This is a genomic window from Sphingobacteriales bacterium (assembly GCA_016711285.1).
In the GTDB taxonomy this organism is placed as follows: domain Bacteria; phylum Bacteroidota; class Bacteroidia; order Chitinophagales; family UBA2359; genus JADJTG01.
In genome coordinates this window covers 1-21,081 of the sequence record JADJTG010000011.1, presented here as the reverse complement: position 1 = coordinate 21,081, position 21,081 = coordinate 1, and the positions used below count along the sequence as shown (strand labels likewise).

The following is a 21,081-nucleotide window of genomic DNA, read 5'->3' as shown; positions in this document are numbered from 1 at the left end:
ATCAGGAGGCGCACCGCATTAAAACCTATATCTGCTCTTGGCGAAGTTTCACGTTTTGAATTATTTGGGTTTATGGCTGCAAACATAGAGAAAAACAAGCCACTTTATGGTTTTAGATGATTTATTTAAAATATTCTGCCAGAGATGAGGAGGTTCAAGCTATTAAATTATATTTTAGCCAGAAATAGCACTTTTTAATACACACTAAATTTTTTAAATCATAAACAACTCCGCTTTGGCAATGCTTTGTCGGCGGCAGTTACTTTTGTTTATATATTCGTCTGTAAAATGTTGTTTTGTGCTTTTTGGTTGTGAAAATTTATCAGTGTTATGTTCTTTTGAGTTTCCTTTTGGAATAGAAAGCGGGAAGTCAATTATCATTACGGAACGTTTCCGATAGACACAATTTGCCCGATATGATATGGATAATGTGCAAACTGTCAGTTTATTGTGCTTCTGTAATCGTATGTCCTTGATTTCGTATAAAACTTCTTTGTCAAGTCATTGTCTGTCAATGGATTTATTGCATCAAACAAACAAGCCCAACCTTCATTCCATTTTGCTGAGAGTTCAGTCCTATCGGCAATATCATTATCAAATTCTGCATCCTCGGTCTACTTCATTCTTTTCTCCATCAGTTGTCAAAATCTGTCCAGCGAGAAAGCATATTTCCCCACAAATGTTTTACGATGGTTTGCAATACTATTACTTTCTTGAACAAATTTCCAAAAGTTGTTCGTCTGAAAGTTGAGCAAATGTTTTTCTCGAGCATTTGTAATACTCAAATTGTTTTTTTGCACTCTCCTAAAGGAGTCGTTTTCATATTATTTTAGTGTTGTTGATTTTTGTTTTGTATATTTTATCATGATTGAAATTTGGATTTTTTTAATGCTCTTGAAAAATTATATATATATTATTTATATACCAACGAATATCTAAATTTATTTGTATATATTCAAAAATACAAATGTTTTTGATAAAAATTATATGAGATTCTTTTTCTGCCAAAAAGAGATTTGGCTTGTTCTTTCAAAAAATAAGAGCAAAAGATATTTGAAATGCGTATTTTGGATAATTTTCAAAAAAGCACCGACGGCGCGAATATGGAAGCCTTAAAAATCGTCATTACGCTTGCGTTAATCATCACCTATCATTCACTTAAGTACGGGCGTTTTGCGAAGCACAACAAGAAAGTCGCTCTCTGCTCAAACCCGCCCGACAGTGCAGGGCGACTCAACCTAGAACCACATTTACAAAAAAATATGCTCAGGTGTAAAGAAGAAAAAGAACTGCTCTACAACCAATGTGATGCGGGAGGAGGGAAATACCCTTAGAAGAAATGGGACTTGAGTTTGAGTTTGAAGGAAGAAGAAACACGGCGAATACAGATATAATTTCTTTTTACTCAAAATACTCACAAAAAAACATAGCAAAAGCTGAAAATCCTTTCCGGTTTCCGATTCGCGCCGTACGCTTTGATTTACGATGCTATTATGAACCGAAAAAGATTTTTAAGTAGATTTCTTTTTTACGGCGATACAAAGAGCGAAAATTGCTCACCTAAACTGTAAACCTCTTTGTCGTTGATGCCGATAGAAACATCGGTTGCTTGTGTGATTTGGTTGGTTTTGCCTACCGACATCAAAAGGAACTTGCGTGAGGCTTCTTTTTTCTACCCATGTCCCTCTCTCAGGCGCATACGCTCCGACAAATGACTGTCCATACCCCGGCACGCAATTCCAAAACAAGCCGCATGAAGAACTTCGTTACGGATATAAATTTTTCAGGTTTTTCAATATAAGTTCTGTTGTCCGACGGAGGTTCTCGGTGTTTTTGCAAGGCATAATATTCAATAGAAACGCCGTCTTCTTGCAAAAGTAAGGGCATATTGTTGTCAAACTCCGAAGGGTCGTAGCTTCGAAAGGCTGCACGGCATAGTGATATACGCTTCTGAAAGGCGAAAATAAAGAAACACCCGCTGCCTATTTCCGGCTGAAAATAGCGATTTTACCAAGAATTATAGGCACTAAAAACGGAATTTCAAGGCTGTTTGTAATTAATACGCAACGGATTTTTACTTCGCCATTCGGATAGCGTAAGGCGTATTGACATTTTCAAAGTAATAATTTTTCGGTATAATACAATCCCTTTGCAGACCAGCCCTTCGTCAACTGATAGCAAACACTCATACCCGGCGGTAGTGCCGTAGCGGATTTCGTCGTGACTCAAACCGCCGCCTTTTTCTGCTCGCGCACAACCGTTTTGGGTGCCGACCAATTACCTAAAAGCCCCAAATCTGCGCCTACTTCCCATTTAGAGGCGGCGCGGCGCGGCAACAATTCGGGCTTTACAAAAGGCGAAAGTGTAGCTGTCAGAGGTATTGTCGTCAAAGGGCAAAAGCAGAAAACAAGGGCGGTATTTCTGCAAAACGGCGACAGTATTTATTGCTTCACTTGCTGTGGCAGCGGTTATTGGTCATCTCCGGCACCGCAGCAGCAGACGAAGACCAAATAAGACGCGATACTTTCTTCTGTGTGGGTATTTTTTGGTGATGAGGGGCTTGCTGTGGGTGTGTTTTCTTCATGTTCATTCTTTCTGGGAGCCCCTGAAGGCGACAACGAAGAATGCTTTTCAGATGCAGCGGGTTGCAGCAAACTCATTTCGCTGTCGGCTGCTGTTCATTGAGGACTGGGCGGCACTTGACAGTTACCGCCTCTGTTTTTTACAAATGATTGTGCTGCTATTTGGGGCAATTTGCTGTTGTTGCGTTATCTTGCTTCGTTGCAATATTATCAGATGCAGTGTTATTGCCGTTATTATGCGGTGTAGCAGAGGAAGGGAACAGAAAAGTGCCGATATTTTGTTCCTGATAAATAGTATTTTGATAAGTAAAACCTATTTTCAAACGCAGTAGCAACAAAGCAGCCACTGCTGCACGCTGCGTAACAGCGATAATTTTGGTACTCAATTGCCGCCGTATGCCGTGCTAGTATTGCTCTTGATAGGGGCTTCGTAGCCCGACGGTTTTTGCGCACTTAAGTATCCACTGAATGATGCAAAGACGGATTTTTCATCTAAGCGTTGCGCAATTTTATCCCAAGCTCCCTCTTCAAGGTGCTTCGTGCTATAAGAAGTTTTGTTTGAAAAAATCGTCTAAAAAATGTCGGTCGTTCATCGTTACTTACAAAAAGTCAAGAAAAATATATCGTTTTTAAAAAAGAGATGACTTGAAAAAAGCATTAGGTTTAGTTTTTGAACAAAAAACTATCTGATATTAAAATTAAATTTCCAACTCGAGCGGCATAGTCTGTAAGCGTGCGCGGGCTTTGGACAAATTGGATTTGGACGCTCCTTCTTTGATACCCAACAGTTCGCCGATTTCGCGGTGGTTGTAACCTTCTATGGCGTATAAGTTGAAAACAGCGCGATAAGCGGGACTTAGTTTTTGTACCAATTTCAAAATATCTTCAGCCGACAAATTGGCGTGTATATTTCCTGTTCGGGACTCATATATGCCTCCAATTCCACATCATGGTATTTTTATTGCGCCGATAAGTGTCAATAGCATTGTTAATCATAATACGCCGTATCAACTCTCAAAGAATAAGTAGGGTTCGTAGCGATGTAAATTATTAAAACCTTCACGAAACCCTCACGCTCAACAAATCTTCTGCTTCTTCGCGGTTTCCCGGCATAAGCGCAAACACACTCACATCATCTTACCATAAAATGCGTCATACAGCCGCTTTTGGGCGGCCGATCATGATGGAGGCAAGCTGTTAAAGATGCTGTTCGTCTGTCAGTTTCAAGGCAATGTGCGTCGGAAGATGCAAGGGCGATACGCGAGCATGAATTGCTGATAAAAACGTAAAATTAATAAAAACGTTGCTTTGGCGGCAGAAAAAAACACGTTTTTTACGTTTTGAAAAATGATAACCTACGCTTACTTGCTGTGTTTGTCATCACTTTTAAATAATACATTCCGCTTTGAAGATCGCCTGTAAAAATTCGTGCTGCAAGTCGGTATTTGTAAGGTTTTGTACAATTTTTCCTGAGATATCATACAGAAAAGCGGCAATAACCCGGTGCTTCAAGTAGGTGCTGTGCTTTTGGATATAAATAAAATCTTTGCTCGGATTGGAAAGAGGGGGCGGGGCATCGGAAATTGCGGGTGCAGGCTCAACCGCTAAAAAGTATTTCAATGTTTTGATATACTATACTCTGCTGCTATAGAGATCATTTAAATTGCCGCCTCCGACAAAAATTTTTCCATCAAATTCGCAGACACTCTCTGCATTGCGGAAAACCACCACCGAGCGTGTCAATATTTTCACGCCGTCAAACACACAAATATTAAACGCCTCGTGGTACATGCGTGGAGTCGGTGTTTACTTGACTGAATCCGTGATATAAGTTGGTTTGTTTACAATATCTAAACTATGTACAAAAAAATAAGGCACTTCTTCACCCGGATAATGAAAATCGGGGTTTACCCACTGTGTGTCGTCCCATTTGGCAATGCCCGAAATGTTGGATGATGCGCCACTCGTCAAAAACTCCCCGCAGGCATACAATTCGTTTTTGTATTCGGTGGCTTTGTAGGCGGGTTTGTAAAGCCACCGCCGAAGGCAACCATTCAGTGCCGTTCAGCGTGCGATGCCGTTGCACTGCACTGCCCGCTTTTAAAGCTCCCGTTACGACAATATCTCCTTCAAACACAGACAAGCCGTGTGGCGCAATGAGAGAACACCTGCGTAAAATTCCGTCAAACCGCTGCCCAAGGTTCCCAATCGCTGCCATTCCAGCAGGCGATATTGTTGTAGCCGCTTTGAGAGCCGATTTGGTAAAATCGCCCGCCACCCGGTTGCCCCTGAAACTCCGCTATATCGTAGAGAGTAGCAGGCACTGAAGATCCTAAATTTCTAAAGCCTTTTCCCTACTTTCCCATTCGTTGAGTTGGCTGTTGAGGCGATACATAATTGGAGTCTGTGTTAGAGCCATAGAGGACGCAATAAATTTGATTGTTGATAACTTTGATAGCGTGTTGGGTGTGGACGAGCCCGCACTGCCCACCTGCTCCCACTGTTCGCCGTTCCATACCGCCATGGTTGGCAGACACGCCGCACCTCTCCGTAAAATCGGTTACATACAGCTTACCTTCAAAGGTGCAAAATCAACCACAAAGCCATTGCCCTGTTCGCCATTTTCGTCGGTACAAAGTGCTTCCAAACTGGGCTGATACAGCAAAAGAAAAAAATGAAAAAGAAAAATGGCGTACAAAATTCTCATAATTTTCAACTTGTATTTTAGATGAATAAAAAAGATAAGACAAAAGTATATCCAAAGCAGTGAAACATACTGATATCGTCATTAAATATGACAGAAAAATGACAAGACATTTTTATTACTGTATTTCGGGGCTTCGGCAGGTTCAGTTCTTGGTTTTTACTGGTCAAGAAAATTCAATATCTCCCAAAACTAAAAAAAGTTTTTTTTCATATATGTCGATAAAAAAGCTATCTTTGCACCCTGTTTTATTAAACATATTTTATAACATTTTAAAAACAAGCAAAAAATCTCGTGAGCGAATTAGAAAATCCATTATTTAACGAAACGGAGCAGAGCCGTGATTCTGTAAGTCCGCAACCCGAAATCACCAATGAAAGTGCGGGTTGGCACAAGAAGATAATCTGTTCAGGGAAGAAGAACCGATTAAAAAGCCCCCAAAGAATCTGTTTTAGGATTGTTGGGAGGAGTGATGAAAAAATTCTCATTTTAGATGATGAGCGCGAACGTTTAAAAAACACCCCCCACGATGCTTTTGACTGGGAAGGCGGCAACCTGCAACGTTTACCTTACACCACCTCGGAAGTGGAGCGTTTGACCGACCAATATGACCGCACTTTCAAAAACATCAACGATCAGGAAATCGTAGATGGCGTAGTGGAGTCCGTTACTCTTAATGATGTGGTATTGAACATCGGTTTTAAATCGGACGGATTGATTCCGCGCTCCACTTGGGCAAAACGATGGAGTTTAAGGTGGTAAAAATCAACGAAATCATCAAAAACGCCGTACTCTCACATAAAGCCATCATTGAAGGCGATATGGAACAGCAACATAAAGACATTATCGGCAAGCTCGAAAAGGTCAGGTGTTGGAAGGCACTATCAAAAACATCACCGACTTCGGCGCATTCATTGATTTGGGCGGCGTGGACGGCTTGTTGTATATCACCGATATTTCGTGGGGACGTATCACACACCCGAACGAAGTGTTGGAAAACGGACAAAAAAGTAATGTGGTGGTATTGGATTATGACGACAACAAAAAACGTATCTCTTTGGGCTTAAAACAATTACAAGCTTACCCGCCAGGACGTTTTAGAACAAAAGTATGGTTATCAATTCAAGGTAAGAGGTCGTATTGTGAACATAGAAACTACGGAGCTTTCTTGGAAATTACCTGGGTGTAGAAGGATTAATTCACATTTCGGAGGTTTCTTGGAGCAACCAACCTATCAATTCAAAAGAATACTTCAAGTTGGGTGAAATGTACGAAGCCGTAGTGGTTACTTTGGATAGAGATGAGCGCAAAATGTCTTTGTCTATCAAACAACTCACTCCCGACCGCTGGACGAATGTAAAAAGAAAAATATCAAACCAACAGCCGCCACCGGTATCGTGCGCAATATTACTCCTTATGGCGTATTTGTAGAGTTGGAAGAAGGTATCGGCGGTATGGTGCATATTTCTGACCTTTCGTGGACAAAACGCTACAATCACCCTTCGGAATTTGTAAAAGTTGGCGATAATTTGGAGATAGTTGTATTGGATATTGATGAAGAAGGACGCAAAATGTCGCTCGGGCACAAACAAGTAGAAGAAGATCCGTGGGATACTTTTGAAACCTTGTTCCCCATCGGTTCGCAGCATAGCGGTACAGTGATGCGCAAAGACGAGAAAGGTGCTGTTATTGCTTTGCCCTATGGTGTAGAAGCGTATGTGCCTGCCAAACATTTGCGAAAAGAAGACGGCAGCAGCGTACAGGCTGAAGAAGCTTTGCAGTTTGTAATTATTGAGTTTAACCGTGACGACAAACGCATCATTGCTTCGCACAGCGACTTGTTCAAAAAGAACGCCCTAAAACGGAAGAAAAAGGCAGCCCTCGCAAAGCAGCCCTAGAAAAGAAGCCACTTCGCGCAGTCCGCCGACAACGAAAAAAACTACTTTGGGCGAGTTAGATGTATTGGCGAAATTGAAACAAAAAATGGAAGCCAACGAAAAAAAGGATAAATAATCTATCGTTTTCTATATCCAAATCCCCTTGTTTTTGTACGAAAGCAAGGGGATTTTTTTAATTTTATAAAAAAATAAATACCTTTAAAAACAAGATTATAATTTAACTTATTATTCAATTTTTTGCGTTGTAGTGAAATAATAAGTGCCAAAAAATTAAGTAATTCTATAACTGTATAAAAAATTAGGCTATTTTTGTTGTTTTATTAACACATATTATGGCAGCCGCTAAACCCAAGTCAAAACCGAAACAACAAGAGGTACTGTTTCCGCAAATGAGCGACCATCAGTTTAATCAGTTGATGGGCGTAGGAATAGTGTTTGTTGCAATCTGTATTTTTATTGCTTTTTTTTCCTACCTCTCTACATGGAAAGACGATCAAAGTGCTATCTTGAACCAATCGGCTTTTGATTTTCTGTTGGGTGGCGAACATATTGTATATAACAGTTTGGGGCGTTTGGGAGCTTTAATTTCGCATTTATTTTTCTATCGCTTATTTGGTGTTTCCTCTTTTGCACTTGCTGCTCTATTGTTGCTGGCGGGGATAGATTTGGTAGCTCCGCGTTTGCACATTCCTTTGCGTCGCTATACATTTAATGTGGTGTTGATGGCGGTAATTCTGTCGTTGGCATTGGGGCATTTCACCAAAGGCAGCGATTTTCCGTATGGCGGCGGCTTCGGCACTATTTTGGCTTCGGCGATTTACGGCTTTTTGGGTTGGGGTGCACCGGTTTTGTTTATCTGTCTGCTGGTAGCTCTGTTTTTGTACCTTTTTGGTATCGGTTTAGATGAATTTCTGGCGCAGGTATATTGGGTAATACAACAGACTTATGAGCAGTTTATTCAGGTGTTTTTTTCAGGGAAAAAAAACACTTCGGCTACTGCCAACAGCACCACATTTACAAAAAAAGAAAAACTTGCAACATCGGTTGCCGAAACAGATATTGCCGCCGAAGGAGTGGAAGATAACACAATGACACAAATACCCAAGGCAGTAGTAAACGAAGAAATAGATATGCAGGCGGTAAAGAGCAGAGGTAAAAATTTAATAGACGTACTGGCAGAGCAAAACCAGCAGAATAATCCCAAATCATTACACGAAGATTTGATGCTGGATATTGAATTTTCGCGCAAACCTGCGCCATCTTCTCCGCAAAGCGATACCACACCGCCGCCAAAAACTGCCGCTGACAGCAAAGAAACGGCAGATACACCCTTGTTTTCGCCAGAATTACTGAAAGACTATGACCCGCGCGAAGATTTGTCTTATTATACGTTTCCTGCGGTGGAGTTGCTCAACGATTACGGACAGCAGGAAGTGAGCATCAACGAGGAGGAACTGAAAGCAAATAAAAACCTCATCGTAAAAACATTGAGCGAATTTTCTATTGAAATTCAAAGATAAAAGCAACGGTAGGCTCTACCATTACATTATACGAAATTGTACCTGCTCCGGGGGTGCGCATTGCCCGTATCAAGAGCCACGAGCCGGATATGGCTTTGCGTTTGGCAGCTTTGGGGATTCGCATTATAGCCCCTATTCCAGGCAAAGGCACTATCGGAATAGAAGTACCCAACCACCACAAAGAAGTGGTGTCTTTGCGGAGTATCATTGAATCCGAAGCATTTCAAAACTGCAATTACGATTTGCCAATCGCTTTGGGAACAAGCATCACGCACGGCGATTATATCTCTGACCTCGCCAAAATGCCACATTTACTGATGGCAGGTGCTACCGGACAAGGGAAATCGGTGGGAATTAATGCAATATTGCTGTCGTTGCTGTATAAAAAGCACCCTTCCGAAATTAAATTTGTAATGATTGACCCCAAAAAGGTGGAGCTTTCTATTTACGAAAGTATCAAAAATCATTATTTGGCGGCACTGCCAAACGAGGAAGATTGCATTATTACCGACACCAAAAAGGTTATCAATACGCTCAATGCGCTGTGTGTGGAAATGGACAACCGCTACAATTTGCTAAAAAATGCGGCGGTGCGCAATGTAAAAGAATACAACGCTAAATTTACCAAACGCCGCCTCAATCCCGAAAACGGACATCAATATTTGCCCTATATTATATTGGTGATTGATGAATTTGCAGATTTGATAATGACGGCGGGCAAAGATATTGAATTGCCGCTCACACGCTTGGCGCAATTGGCGCGGGCGGTGGGTATTCATTTGGTAATAGCCACACAACGCCCTACCGTAAACATCATCACAGGAACAATCAAAGCCAACTTTCCGGTGCGTATTGCCTTTCGGGTATCTTCAAAAACTGATTCACGCACTATTTTGGACGATAGCGGCGCAGAGCAGTTGATCGGTCGCGGCGATATGCTGCTGCTGGCAGGAGCCGATACCATTCGTTTGCAGTGTGCCTTTGTAGATACGCCCGAAGTAGAGCGCATTATTGCCCATATCACACGGCAAACGGGCTATGGTGCGCCATTTGAGTTGCCCGAATATGCCGCAGATGATAGCGGCGGCGGTAAAGATGGGCTGTTGCTGCAAGAGCGCGATGCCCTTTTTGATGAAGCCGCCGCCTTGATTGTATCGGCACAGATAGGTTCTACTTCGCTCATACAACGCAAAATGAAATTAGGCTACAACCGTGCCGGACGCTTGATGGATCAATTGGAGGCAGCCGGAGTTGTAGGTCCCAATCTCGGCAGCAAACCCCGCGAAGTATTAATAAAAGATTTGATAGATTTGGAGCAGTTTTTGAATAAAATTTCCTCCTGACGGCACAAAAATTTAAATTAAACTGGAGGTTATTCAAATTTCAAATACGGAGTAATGAATAAAATTGATTTACAAAAGCTATAAATATCAATAAGTATTAAACCGTACTTTTTATAACTTTTTCGGATATTTCTTGATACCAAGAATTTCTGATGTTATAAGCCAATGTGTTGATATAATGAACATCGGGAAGGGGGCGCAAAGTAGAATTTTCAAAAGTTTGCTCCATTTTTTGCTGTCGTTCTTCTGCCATTGCCAAAAGTTCTTCATACTCGTATTTCCCTGATTTTATTTCCAATAAAAAGTCTCTGTTGGGTCGCCTTACATTGATTTGCTGTTGGCTGCCAATTTCGCAAGCCATTTCCAATAAGCGAAAAACGTGCATCATATTTTTAGCATCATAATTTTTGCCGTGTTGTTGAGTATTGTTGTACCTTTCTTCGTTTCGTTTTTCGACCCAATCCCAATATTCGCGATAATCTTTGCAATAGGAGGAATAAGCATCTCTGTTAAAGTACATCAAAGCCTCTTGTTGCGAGCCTTTTGGAATAGAACTCAAACACACTTCATTGGAAGCATCATTTTTGATAATACCATTAAAATTTTCGATTTTGCTATAAAATAAGCCATAAATATCCTTCATATTTGAGATATTGATCAAGCCGCAATGCTCTTGTTTCCAATTTTTTAGTTCCAAAAATTTTTGCAATGAAACAGAACCTTGTTGATAACTGACATAGCAAAAAGAAAGAATATTTTTTCTTTCTTTTTCCATCGGATTGACGATTTTTTTCTTCAGCCCCTTTGCTTTTTTGATTTGAGATAAAGCGAACTTTCCAAAAGTATCTTTACAAAGTTTTGATAAAATGCGTGAATTATCTATTTCGTCTAAACTTGGGTGCCTGTAAAGAACAGCGTCTTTAGGCGTGTTTAATAGCTCCAAAATATTAGGATTATTCACAGAAAGCAACTGCATAAATCGTCCTAATTCGTAATAAACAATATCATTTGTTTCATTATTTACTTGTTCTATGTAGTTCAATCCATAAAAATCCGACTTTGGCAATACAAAAACGCCTTTTATATCTGTATCAGAAGTCGGCGTATCCAATCCATATACTTTGCTGCCGCTGATACATTCCAAAATAATCAACCCTTTTTCTTTTAATTCTTGTATTGTCATTTTAAGGCGTAAGCGTTTTTACAAAAAAAGAATTCAAATCTTCAATTTGCCCTTTTGATGCGGGTAAACTTTTGGCTTCATTTTCTGCTTTTAAAATAATTTTTTCAATATATTGATTGATTTCTTTTTCCTGAAAATGAAGATAAGTTTCGCTTTTAGTGGCTTTTAAAGCAATCAAATCGTTTATTTTTTCTTTAAAATGTGTTGAGAAATTCAAATTTTCCAACATTATACCAAACGCTATCGGGGGCATCGTTTCTTTTTCCAAAATCCATTCGCAGGCGGTAGCGGTTCTTAAAGCATAAAAAAGTTTTTTCAGTTTTACTTCTTCTTTTTGCTGTACTTCGCCATACATATTTTTCGCCATACTCAAATAATGATGCATGGTAGCAATTTTTGAATAACAAGTAGTCGCTAAATTCTTTATTCCCTCCAAAAATGCTTGATTTTCAATGTAAACCACAGGCGATTGAATTCTTTCTAATAAAGAAGCATTTGATTTCCAGAGCAAATTCAGTGTTTTTCTTAAGTCCCAGCCCGATAAATCCATTTCATTATTATCAAACATCAATTCAATTGTGTCTTTTTTTTCGCTCAAACTTAAATACCAATCTTTATGATGCTTATAAATAAAACGTACATCATAATCGCTATCAGGCGAAGGAAAACCCCACGCACGCGAACCTGTTTCACACGCTAAAAGAATTTGGATATTATATTCCTTTTCAACGTTGCGAAGTTTTTCAATGATTTTATTTTTCATCTTATCCATTATTGGGCATACAAATTCACCTTTCCGTCTGCTTTTTTATCCACCACAATAGCCAAAGCCGGCTTGATAGTATAAGTTTGTGGCTCCCCCTTTTGTATATGGTAATAAAAATTAATTTCGTTGTGCTCGTTTTTTTGCAGGCGAACCGCTTCTATGGTGGTGTTGAGGTTGGTTTCGGGCAGCACAACAGCAATCACATACTGTTTAGAAAAATCAATATCGGTGGGTTTTCCTGCTTCGCCCATCGTGGTTGCCGCCCCGAAAATACTTTGAAACTGTTCGGCAGTTTCAATTTTGGGGTTGTCCAGCCGACTAATGGAGTGCTTGACAAAATAATTTTTAGCTATCGCAAATGAAATATCTTCTTTTGCTGTGGCGGTATTGTGGGTCGCTCCAGCTTCTACATTATCTTCTGCCGTTGGTGAAGCAGAATTTTGTGGCGGAGTAGTGGGTTGGCAGGCAGAAAGGAATACCAACAGCATAATTTGGATAAATTTATTTTTCATCATAAAATAAAACAGAGTGCAAAAGTGTAAATATTTTTTTTTAAATTCATATTTTATGAACACTAATAAAACTATCTTTTTTAGCTATAAAATGGCTACCTTTACAGCCTGAAATAAATACAGAGAGAGTGTATTAGTTTTGTTATGTTTTTCTCATTGCTGCATACAACGACGCTACCATAATTATATATGTACTACAATAACAAAGTTTTACTTTTGATTTTAGACGGTTGGGGGCACGGCAAAACACGCCGTGCCGATGCCATTGCGAATGCCAATACTCCTTTTGTAAGCAGCTTGTACAACAGCTACAGCAACGCCGAACTCACCACACATGGCGAAGCGGTAGGTTTGCCTTTTGGACAAATGGGCAACTCCGAAGTAGGTCATTTGAATATAGGGGCGGGGCGTGCCGTACTGCAAGATTTGTTGAAGTTGAACCGCGCCGTAGAAGACGGCTCCCTTTTTGAAGAGGAGACTTTGCTAAATTTGGTTCAATATGCCAAAAGTCAACAAAAGCCGGTACATCTGTTGGGCTTGGTTTCCGAAGGCGGCGTACATTCACACAGCAGCCATCTCAAAGCACTTTGCGATTTCTTTGTACGGCACGAAGTAGAGAATATATTTATACATGCCTTCACGGACGGGCGCGACACCGACCCGCACAGCGGAGCTGAATATTTGCAGGATATACAGAATTACATACAATTTTATCCCAACATCAAAATTGCTTCGGTGATAGGACGTTACTACGCAATGGACAGAGATAAACGATGGGAGCGCGTGAAGAAAGCCTATGATCTGCTGGTACACGGTATCGGCACACCGGCAGAGAGTGCGGTGCGTGCGGTGCAGGAGTCGCATCGTGCCGGAGTTACAGATGAGTTTGTGTTGCCGATTGTATGTGTAGATAAGGAAACACGCCGCCCGCTTACTACGATTCAACAGGGCGATGCAGTGTTGTGTTTTAATTTTCGCACCGACCGTTGCCGTGAAATCACACAATGCCTCACACAAATGCCTTTTGAAGAATACGGTATGCAGCCTCTGGATTTGTATTATGTGACGATGACAGAGTACGATAAAACTTTTAAAAATGTAAAGGTTGTACTGGAAGAGAAAAACCTGACCAACACTTTGGGCGAAGTATTGGAACAACATCAAAAAACACAGTTGCGAGTTGCCGAAACCGAAAAATATCCGCATGTTACTTTTTTCTTTTCAGGTGGGCGCGAAATGCCCTTTAAAGGCGAAGACCGCATTTTGGTGGCATCGCCCAAAGTAGCCACCTACGACCTGCAACCGGAGATGAGCGTGTACGAAGTAACCGAGCAAGTGTGTAATTATTTAGACCACAACAAACCAAATTTTGTGTGTATCAATTTTGCCAACGCCGATATGGTCGGGCATACCGGCGTATGGAGTGCCGTTGTAAAGGCGGTTGAAAGTGTAGATGCCTGTGCCCGACAAGTAGTAGAGAAAGCCTTATCGCTTCAATATTCAGTTTTTATTATCGCTGACCACGGCAATGCCGATTTAATGAAAAACGAAGACGATACCCCCAATACGGCACATACCAAAAATCCGGTTCCTGTGTTTTTTGTAGATAATAAATTTCACCCGCGCCTCAAAAATGGTGTACTTGCCGACATCGCCCCGAGTATCCTCCAATTAATGCAAATACCCATACCCGCCGAAATGAGCGGCATCTCCTTGTTCGACGAATAAATTTACGGATGGTTTCCAATATTTTCCTTTGCACCCAAAAGTAGGTGCTTTTTGTTTTATATATGTAAATATATTAAATACTGTTTGTTTTTATTTAATATTTAATGTGTTAAATATTTAGACATTAGATGTCATTAAATGAAATGTTTTTGAGTGACCTCATTTAAATAAAACAGTCTATTAAAAGTTATAGAATAAGACATGATTGGTGTATATTATTTTATACATTTTATTTTTTATCATATTAAATGTGTGTATAAATGCTTAATAATCAATATTAAAAATATAGAATGTGTAGTATATATAATAATAGTCACATAGTGCCTATTATTTAAGAAATGCACGTTCTAATTTTGCTTGGTGATAGGTGCATTTCGCATACTACTCAAGTATGAATTTAGACGATAAATTATTTAAAAATAAATTATTTAATTACTAATAATCAAAGTACAATGAGAGAAAAAATTTATTACTTAACCAAAAAGTCTGCTTTCCTATGGCAGCACTCAATCAGGCGGCTATTGAGCCTGTTGTTGTTGCTAGGCGGGCTTAGTATGCATGGCTCATTACAAGCACAGGAACTTCCTGATAATTGTAATGAATTCGTATTGTTGGTATCCGAATTAAATGCTAATCCGAATACCACTCTGTATGATTATGCCGATCCTACCCAGCAATTGTTCAATCAATGTATTGGACCCGATTTGGGGGGGGGCGAAGGTATTGCAGTAGATCCTAATTCCAAAAGGATTTATATTGGAAATAATGACAATCAAACTGTTGAGGTGTGGGATGGTACTACACAACAATTGGTTGATGTATTTCCCATTGATGGAGGGCTATTGGATATAAGTTTGTCCACAGATTATCAAACACTTTATGTGGCATCTTATTCTAGCATACATGTTTATGATGCCCTGTCTGCGACACTTCTAAATACCTGTGACCTGAACGCTTATACGCAAGGTTCAGGCGTATGGGGGATAGCAGAGTCACCTATAAATGGATACCTTTATGTTTCTTATGGTTGGCGTTATGCTGGAACTACAGGTATATTGGTAATAAATCCGGATAATTGTCAAGTTATTTCCACAATAGGATTATCAACTACTGCAGGTACATATCCTGTCGGATTTCTCGGTATTGCCATGCAAAATGACGGTACTTTTTGGGCTGTTCGTAATAATCTAAGCGGGGATCAGGACTATATCATACATTATAGTGCTACCGGTGAAATACTTAAACAATGTGCAGTAAATACAAACAGCCTCTGGGATATTGCCATTGGTCCTGATGACAATTTGTATGTTACCTCTTATGCTGGAGCTGAGGTTATCAAAGTAGATAGAAATACCTGTGTGAATAGCAATTATTTACAAATCTCAAATGAGTTATCCAAAGGTCTAGCATTTGGTTGTAGAGAGGTTATTTGCCAAGTACCTTGTCCAACTATTACCATTTCTTCGAGCCAAACACAACCTACTTGCGAAAGTCCCAACGGAGGTTCGTCGGTTATTACTGCTTCGGGTGGTGTAAGTCCTTATGATTTTATTATTAAAAAAGGCACAACTACTGTAGCCAGTGGCACAGCAAATACATCTTACACAGCCACTAACCTTTCGGCAGGTACATATTCAGTATATGTCCAAGATGCAAATGGTTGTGAAAAAAAATAGTTATACGTTTACTTTGAATGCACCAACCGGCTGTAGCTGTGAGGTGTTTTATTCTGTTATAGATGCTTCTTGCGGACAATGTAACGGAGAAGTAGTATTAGATGCACCTGATGCATAATCAACGGACAAAATCAATGGTACTTTGAATTTTTAATAATGGTACTGCCACAGCACCAGTAGCTAAAATTAATGCTACCTATAATCCACCTGAAAGTTTTGAACAACTTTGTCCGGGTACTTATTCAGTAAAAGTAACCGGTAAAGCAGGTGCTATTAATGGTTGTATTCAAACGATTCCTAATATCATAGTTGGTGGAGGTACCAGCCCACAAGTGACCATTGTTCCTTCGGGAACACCTACTTGCGGCGGCTCTAATATTACACTAACAGCAACCATCAATGGCGGTACTCCTCCGGTAACTTACTCTTGGAGTAATGGTGCAACAGGGGCAAGTATCAGTGTAGGTTCAGGTACTTATACAGTTACGGTTACAGATGCCGAAGGCTGTACTGGAACGGCTACTTATAGCATAAGTATTCCTTCCGCACCTACTGTAACCATTGCAGCTTCTGGATCGGCAAGTTGTACAGGTGGCACTGGTGGTGCCACTTTAACAGCCAATGTAACAAGCGGTACAGCACCCTATACTTATTTATGGAGTACCGGAGCCACTACACAAAGTATTAGTAGTGTAGCAGCAGGTACTTATACTGTTACAGTAAAAGACTCTAAAGGTTGCGAAGATGAAGCAACTTATACGGTAGGAACTCCTAATCCGCCAACAGCAAGTATTTCTGCTACAGGTTCGGCAAGTTGCCAACCTGGCACTGGCGGTGCAACTTTAACGGCTTCTGCTACAGGTGGCTCTGCTCCATATACATATATGTGGAGTACGGGAGCTACAACGGCAGCTATCACTGTTACCGCGGCAGGCACTTATACCGTTACGGTAAAAGACTCTAAAGGTTGTGAAGATGAAGTAACCTATACATTAGCTCCCGCTAATGCACCTACAGCTGCAATTAGTGCCACTGGTACTCCGGGTTGTAATGGAGCAGGTAATGCTCAATTGACTGCTACGGCAACAGGCGGTACGGCTCCTTATACATATATGTGGAGTACAGGAGCTACGACAGCTTCTATTTCAGGTGTAGCAGCAGGTACTTATACTGTTACGGTAAAAGACTCTAAAGGTTGTGAAGATGATGCTACTTATACTTTGACAGATCCTTTAGCCCCTACAGTATCTATAGCCCCTACCGGAAATGTTACTTGTGATGGTGAGGGTGGCGTTACATTAACGGCTGCTGCTTCAGGAGGTAAATCACCTTATACCTATTTGTGGAGACCGGTGCTACCACACAAACTTTGACAAACGTAGGCGAAGGCACTTATCTTTTGACTGTAACTGATGCAAATAGTTGTACAGCAGAAGCATATTATACTATAAATGCACCTTCTCCTATTGTAGTAAATGTAATTGCAAAGACTGACGAAAGTTGTGATGGTAGTAATGACGGTGCAGCTACTGTAACTGCTACCGGCGGCACACCTGCCTATACTATCCAATGGTCTTTGGGCGGCACGGTAGTAAAAACAGGCGCAAGTGTAACCGGTTTGGCAGATGGTTTTTATACTGTTACTGTAACCGACAGCAAAGGTTGTAAGGGCTATGCCGAAGTAGAAATAGGTCAAGGTATTATTTTAGCACCTTCATTAGATATTGATGATGCAGAGTGTGGTAAAAATAATGGCTCTATTACTATTTCAGTAGGTAGCGCAGGTACTTATACCTACACCTTAAACCCAGGTAATGTTACAGCTACAAGCGGTTCTTCTTATACTTTCGAACAACTGGCGGGTGGTACTTATACCATTGAAGTAACTTCAACTGTCGGTTCTTGTTCTGAAACAATTTCTAATATTATTGTTTCGGACCAGACCAACCTGTAGTAGTATTCCAAAGTACACCCGTAAATTGCGAAAATAAAAATGGCAGCATCACAGCCACTGTAAGCGGTGGTTTATCTCCATACACCTATACTTGGAGTACCGGAAAAACAGAAACTATCTCTGGTGCTTCCACCATCAATAATTTAACTCCGGGTACTTATTTGCTCACCGTTGTAGATGCAGCAGGTTGTGAAGTGGAAGGGGCTTATAATTTAGATGAAAAAACACCGGTAGTCGTTACTATCGCTTCTAAAACAGACGAGGTATGTGCCGGAGCAAATGACGGTACTGCTTCTGTATTGATTAGCGGCGGCAGCGGCACTTATGCTACCATAGAATGGAAACTCAACGGAACCACCGTAAAAACAGGCACTAATGTAAGCGGCTTGGCAGACGGTTTTTATACGGTAGTTGTTACCGACAGCGAAGGTTGTAAAGGAACTGCTACCGTAGAAATAGGTCCGGGTTTGGAAGTCTCTCCTATTGTACAAGTAGAACCCGCTGATTGTGATAAAAATAATGGAACAATTACTGTATTGGCAGGTGCCCCAGGTAATTATACTTATGTATTAAATCCGGGTAATATTACTGCAACTACCGGTGCAAGTGCCGTATTTGAAAACTTAGCCGGCGGTACTTATAGCGTTACGGTTACTTCTTCCCAGGGTTGTAGCGGTACAGTAGAAGGTATCAATGTAGCCGGACCCGCTTCTCCAAGTGTTACGGCACAAATAGTAACGGAAGTAAATTGCCTCAATCAAGGTGGTTCTATTACGGCTACTGCTACGGGTAGTACACCTCCATATACATTTACATGGAGCAATGGTGTGAGCGAAGTAAAATCTACTGCTCTATACTTCTACTATTTCTAATTTATTGGCAGGTTCTTATGCTGTTACTGTAAAAGATGCAAATGATTGTGTTGCAGTAACAGGAAAAACATTGATGCCTACCACTCCTATTGATATTATCATCACCGGTGTAACTCACGAAACTTGTTATGGCGAAAATGATGGTACTGCTTCAGTGGAAGTAAGTGGCGGCTCACCTACTTATACCATTCTTTGGAAATTAAACGGGCAAACAGTTGCACAAGGCGCAAATGCCACCAACTTAAAACCCGGTTTTTATATTGTAGAAGTTACTGACAGCAAAGGCTGTAAAGAAACTATCAATTTGCAGATAGAGCCGGGCGTATCGCCTACTGCGGGCTCATTGATAGCACAAGAACCGGCTGACGGGCAAATTTGTTCCGAAGATAAGCTGACAGCCATTACAGCTACTCCTCCTACAATTCCTGTAGGTTATCAAGCAGCCTATCTGCTTTCTAAAGATGGAGTTGTATTGGCAGTGAGTGCTATTCCTCAATTTGGTCCCGGTTTAGCTCCCGGCGACTACCAAATCCACACTTTGGTGTATCAATCTACTACCTTTAATATAGGAAGTATTATACCCAACTCTACAACTATCAGTTCAGTAAACAGCCAGTTGTTACAAGGCGGCGGCGATATTTGTGCCGCACTGTTGGTGAATGGTGCAATGTTTACCGTAGAAGACTGTAACGTAGATGTGGAACTCACCAAAACAGCCAGCGTTCCTGCGGTTCTTCAGTGAAAATCGGAGATACTTATACTTACACCTTAAGTGTTGTAAAAAAAGGTCCTAGTTTGGCTACGGAGTAGTGTAAGCGATGTGTTGCCTTCACAAAGTACAATTTGTATCTTCGGTAGCGGCATATTCCTCCGGCAACGGGCGAATGGAATGTAGGTAATTTGGCAGTAAATCAAACCAAAACACTTACAATTACCGTAACAGTAATTGCCGAAGGTGATATTTACAACAAAGCCGGAAGTAAGTGAAATGGATCAAACAGATATTGACTCTGGAGGCAACTTAGGTGATGCTCCTGCAGAAGATGATGAAGATGATTATCCATTAACAAGGTAGGTATTGTTGATTTAGAATTGCAAAAGATGTAAATCAATCGGTAGTGGGAGTAGGTGATGAAGTAACTTATACTATCACACTTACCAAACCAAGGTCCTTCTGATGCTACCGGTGTAACTGTATCAGACCAATTGCCTGCTCAATTGCAATATGTATCTTCCGATGCTACGCAAGGTACATTCAGTGGCAGCACTTGGAATGTAGGCGATTTAAATGCCGGAAAAACAGTTACTTTGGAAATTACAGCTTTGGTGCTTCAAGCAGGTAATATTATCAATATTGCACAAGTAGAAACCGTAGATCAAGAAGATGAAGATTCTACTCCGGGCAATGACGTGCCTACTGAAGACGACCAGGATGATGCACCTTTGCAAGCCAAACAAATTGATTTGGAATTAACCAAAACTGCAAATGCTACTGTAGTAAATGTAGGAGATACTTTGATTACACAAATTACTGTAAGCAATGAAGGTCCTTCTGATGCTACCGGCGTAAGCATATTGGATAATTTGCCAAGCGAAGTTCAATATGTTTCTTCTACAGCTTCTATTGGTGCTTACAATATTAATACAGGTATTTGGACAATCGGCGATTTAGCTGTGAACGGCGAAGCTACTTTAACCGTAAAAGTAAAAGTATTGGAAGCTGGTTCGTTTAAAAATGTAGCACAAGTAGCAACAGCTAACGAACCGGATATTGACTCAACTCCTAATAACGACAATGGTGACCAAAGTGAAGATGACGAAGATGCCGTTCCGGTAGAAGGTGCTCGCCGACTTATCATTGGATAAATCGGTAAATGCAACAACCGTAGGTGTTGGCGAAAACTTTGTTTATACTTTGGTAGTGACCAACGATGGTCCTTCCGCTGCAACAGGCGTGGAAGTAACCGACCAATTACCTGCCGAAGTACAATATGTAAGTGCTGACGGTACTTACAATGCTACTACAGGCATTTGGACAGTTGGAAACGTAGCCGTAGGAGAATCTAAAACATTGAACATCACTGTAAAAATGTTGGTAGAAGCTGACGGTATCGTAAACTATGCCGAAATTACCAACTCCGACCAACCGGACACAGACTCAGAAACCCAATAACGATAGCAATACCGAAGATGATGACGACCAAGTTATTATTGGTGGTATCGCCGCCATTGGAATTGGATAAAGTAGTAGATAAGTCAATAGTAAACTTAGGTGATACCGTTCGTTTTACTATTTTAGAAAATAACGGTGGTGCCAATGCTACCGGAGTTACAGTACTTGAC

General features: G+C 40.7%; 25 protein-coding genes and 5 pseudogenes. 15 read left to right on the top strand and 15 right to left on the bottom strand.

Annotated elements, in window-relative coordinates; translation table 11 throughout:
- Positions 1-213: 213 nt before the first annotated feature.
- Positions 214-804, bottom strand: a pseudogene (locus IPL35_07120) (DUF1572 family protein).
- A gap of 254 nt (positions 805-1,058) precedes the next feature.
- On the opposite strand from IPL35_07120, the gene IPL35_07115 reads away from it, so the two are divergent.
- Positions 1,059-1,334, top strand: coding sequence for a hypothetical protein (locus tag IPL35_07115; protein MBK8443186.1), 276 nt, complete (start codon positions 1,059-1,061; stop codon positions 1,332-1,334).
- A 355-nt stretch (positions 1,335-1,689) separates the two neighbouring features.
- On the opposite strand, the gene IPL35_07110 is transcribed toward IPL35_07115, so the two are convergent.
- From IPL35_07110 to IPL35_07060, 11 genes are all read right to left on the bottom strand, one after another.
- Complete coding sequence (locus IPL35_07110) at positions 1,690-1,887, bottom strand: hypothetical protein (GenBank protein ID MBK8443185.1); 198 nt, start codon at positions 1,885-1,887, stop codon at positions 1,690-1,692.
- A 153-nt stretch (positions 1,888-2,040) separates the two neighbouring features.
- Positions 2,041-2,229, bottom strand: coding sequence for a hypothetical protein (locus IPL35_07105; protein MBK8443184.1), 189 nt, complete (start codon positions 2,227-2,229; stop codon positions 2,041-2,043).
- On the bottom strand, positions 2,226-2,390 hold the full coding sequence (locus tag IPL35_07100; protein ID MBK8443183.1) for a hypothetical protein: 165 nt from the start codon (positions 2,388-2,390) through the stop codon (positions 2,226-2,228). The genes IPL35_07105 and IPL35_07100 overlap by 4 nt, the downstream gene beginning before the upstream one ends.
- Positions 2,391-2,740: 350 nt before the next feature.
- On the bottom strand, positions 2,741-2,968 hold the full coding sequence (locus IPL35_07095; GenBank protein ID MBK8443182.1) for a hypothetical protein: 228 nt from the start codon (positions 2,966-2,968) through the stop codon (positions 2,741-2,743).
- 312 nt (positions 2,969-3,280) lie between these two features.
- Positions 3,281-3,478: a hypothetical protein gene (locus IPL35_07090; GenBank protein MBK8443181.1), complete on the bottom strand. Its 198-nt coding sequence runs from the start codon at positions 3,476-3,478 to the stop codon at positions 3,281-3,283.
- Between the two features lie 490 nt (positions 3,479-3,968).
- On the bottom strand, positions 3,969-4,202 hold the full coding sequence (locus IPL35_07085) for a hypothetical protein (GenBank protein MBK8443180.1): 234 nt from the start codon (positions 4,200-4,202) through the stop codon (positions 3,969-3,971).
- A 12-nt stretch (positions 4,203-4,214) separates the two neighbouring features.
- A complete protein-coding gene (locus IPL35_07080; GenBank protein ID MBK8443179.1) occupies positions 4,215-4,373 on the bottom strand; it encodes a hypothetical protein in 159 nt (52 codons plus the stop codon).
- A 91-nt stretch (positions 4,374-4,464) separates the two neighbouring features.
- Positions 4,465-4,800 carry a hypothetical protein gene (locus IPL35_07075; GenBank protein MBK8443178.1) on the bottom strand — a complete coding sequence of 112 codons (336 nt, stop codon included), beginning with the start codon at positions 4,798-4,800 and terminating at the stop codon, positions 4,465-4,467.
- Entirely contained in the window at positions 4,766-4,906 is a 141-nt protein-coding gene (locus IPL35_07070; GenBank protein MBK8443177.1) for a hypothetical protein, read from the bottom strand. The genes IPL35_07075 and IPL35_07070 overlap by 35 nt, the downstream gene beginning before the upstream one ends.
- 8 nt (positions 4,907-4,914) lie before the next feature.
- Positions 4,915-5,106, bottom strand: a complete 192-nt coding sequence (locus IPL35_07065; protein MBK8443176.1) for a hypothetical protein — start codon at positions 5,104-5,106, stop codon at positions 4,915-4,917.
- Between the two features lie 36 nt (positions 5,107-5,142).
- On the bottom strand, positions 5,143-5,289 hold the full coding sequence (locus IPL35_07060) for a hypothetical protein (GenBank protein ID MBK8443175.1): 147 nt from the start codon (positions 5,287-5,289) through the stop codon (positions 5,143-5,145).
- A gap of 483 nt (positions 5,290-5,772) precedes the next feature.
- Here IPL35_07060 and IPL35_07055 point away from each other — a divergent pair.
- From IPL35_07055 to IPL35_07045, 3 pseudogenes are all read left to right on the top strand, one after another.
- Positions 5,773-7,299 (top strand): annotated as a pseudogene (locus tag IPL35_07055) (S1 RNA-binding domain-containing protein).
- 217 nt (positions 7,300-7,516) lie between these two features.
- A pseudogene (locus tag IPL35_07050) lies at positions 7,517-8,098 on the top strand (DNA translocase FtsK 4TM domain-containing protein).
- A 174-nt stretch (positions 8,099-8,272) separates the two neighbouring features.
- A pseudogene (locus IPL35_07045) lies at positions 8,273-10,047 on the top strand (DNA translocase FtsK).
- A gap of 97 nt (positions 10,048-10,144) precedes the next feature.
- Here IPL35_07045 and IPL35_07040 read toward each other — a convergent pair.
- From IPL35_07040 to IPL35_07030, 3 genes are read right to left on the bottom strand one after another with little or no spacing between them, the layout of a single operon-like run.
- On the bottom strand, positions 10,145-11,230 hold the full coding sequence (locus IPL35_07040; protein MBK8443174.1) for a nucleotidyltransferase domain-containing protein: 1,086 nt from the start codon (positions 11,228-11,230) through the stop codon (positions 10,145-10,147).
- 1 nt (position 11,231) lies between these two features.
- The gene (locus tag IPL35_07035; protein ID MBK8443173.1) at positions 11,232-11,993 is read right to left on the bottom strand and encodes a nucleotidyltransferase domain-containing protein; all 762 of its coding nucleotides are present in this window, start codon (positions 11,991-11,993) and stop codon (positions 11,232-11,234) included.
- A gap of 8 nt (positions 11,994-12,001) precedes the next feature.
- The gene (locus IPL35_07030) at positions 12,002-12,484 is read right to left on the bottom strand and encodes a hypothetical protein (GenBank protein MBK8443172.1); all 483 of its coding nucleotides are present in this window, start codon (positions 12,482-12,484) and stop codon (positions 12,002-12,004) included.
- A gap of 213 nt (positions 12,485-12,697) precedes the next feature.
- Between IPL35_07030 and IPL35_07025 the strand changes: the two genes are divergently transcribed.
- From IPL35_07025 to IPL35_06975, 11 genes and pseudogenes are all read left to right on the top strand, one after another.
- Positions 12,698-14,236: a 2,3-bisphosphoglycerate-independent phosphoglycerate mutase gene (locus tag IPL35_07025; protein ID MBK8443171.1), complete on the top strand. Its 1,539-nt coding sequence runs from the start codon at positions 12,698-12,700 to the stop codon at positions 14,234-14,236.
- A 452-nt stretch (positions 14,237-14,688) separates the two neighbouring features.
- The gene (locus tag IPL35_07020) at positions 14,689-15,912 is read left to right on the top strand and encodes a hypothetical protein (protein ID MBK8443170.1); all 1,224 of its coding nucleotides are present in this window, start codon (positions 14,689-14,691) and stop codon (positions 15,910-15,912) included.
- A 332-nt stretch (positions 15,913-16,244) separates the two neighbouring features.
- Complete coding sequence (locus IPL35_07015) at positions 16,245-17,285, top strand: SprB repeat-containing protein (GenBank protein MBK8443169.1); 1,041 nt, start codon at positions 16,245-16,247, stop codon at positions 17,283-17,285.
- Positions 17,255-17,866, top strand: coding sequence for a SprB repeat-containing protein (locus tag IPL35_07010; protein ID MBK8443168.1), 612 nt, complete (start codon positions 17,255-17,257; stop codon positions 17,864-17,866). The genes IPL35_07015 and IPL35_07010 overlap by 31 nt, the downstream gene beginning before the upstream one ends.
- 8 nt (positions 17,867-17,874) lie before the next feature.
- A pseudogene (locus IPL35_07005) lies at positions 17,875-17,976 on the top strand (SprB repeat-containing protein).
- A 51-nt stretch (positions 17,977-18,027) separates the two neighbouring features.
- A complete protein-coding gene (locus IPL35_07000) occupies positions 18,028-18,738 on the top strand; it encodes a SprB repeat-containing protein (protein ID MBK8443167.1) in 711 nt (236 codons plus the stop codon).
- Positions 18,739-18,742: 4 nt separating this feature from the next.
- Complete coding sequence (locus IPL35_06995) at positions 18,743-19,480, top strand: SprB repeat-containing protein (protein ID MBK8443166.1); 738 nt, start codon at positions 18,743-18,745, stop codon at positions 19,478-19,480.
- Positions 19,481-19,829: 349 nt separating this feature from the next.
- Positions 19,830-19,916, top strand: coding sequence for a hypothetical protein (locus IPL35_06990; protein MBK8443165.1), 87 nt, complete (start codon positions 19,830-19,832; stop codon positions 19,914-19,916).
- A gap of 28 nt (positions 19,917-19,944) precedes the next feature.
- Positions 19,945-20,604: a DUF11 domain-containing protein gene (locus tag IPL35_06985; GenBank protein MBK8443164.1), complete on the top strand. Its 660-nt coding sequence runs from the start codon at positions 19,945-19,947 to the stop codon at positions 20,602-20,604.
- Positions 20,579-20,911, top strand: a complete 333-nt coding sequence (locus tag IPL35_06980; GenBank protein ID MBK8443163.1) for a DUF11 domain-containing protein — start codon at positions 20,579-20,581, stop codon at positions 20,909-20,911. Before IPL35_06985 ends, IPL35_06980 begins: the two co-directional genes overlap by 26 nt.
- A gap of 17 nt (positions 20,912-20,928) precedes the next feature.
- Positions 20,929-21,081 (top strand): DUF11 domain-containing protein (locus IPL35_06975; GenBank protein ID MBK8443162.1); only part of this gene is annotated, 153 nt, incomplete at its 3' end.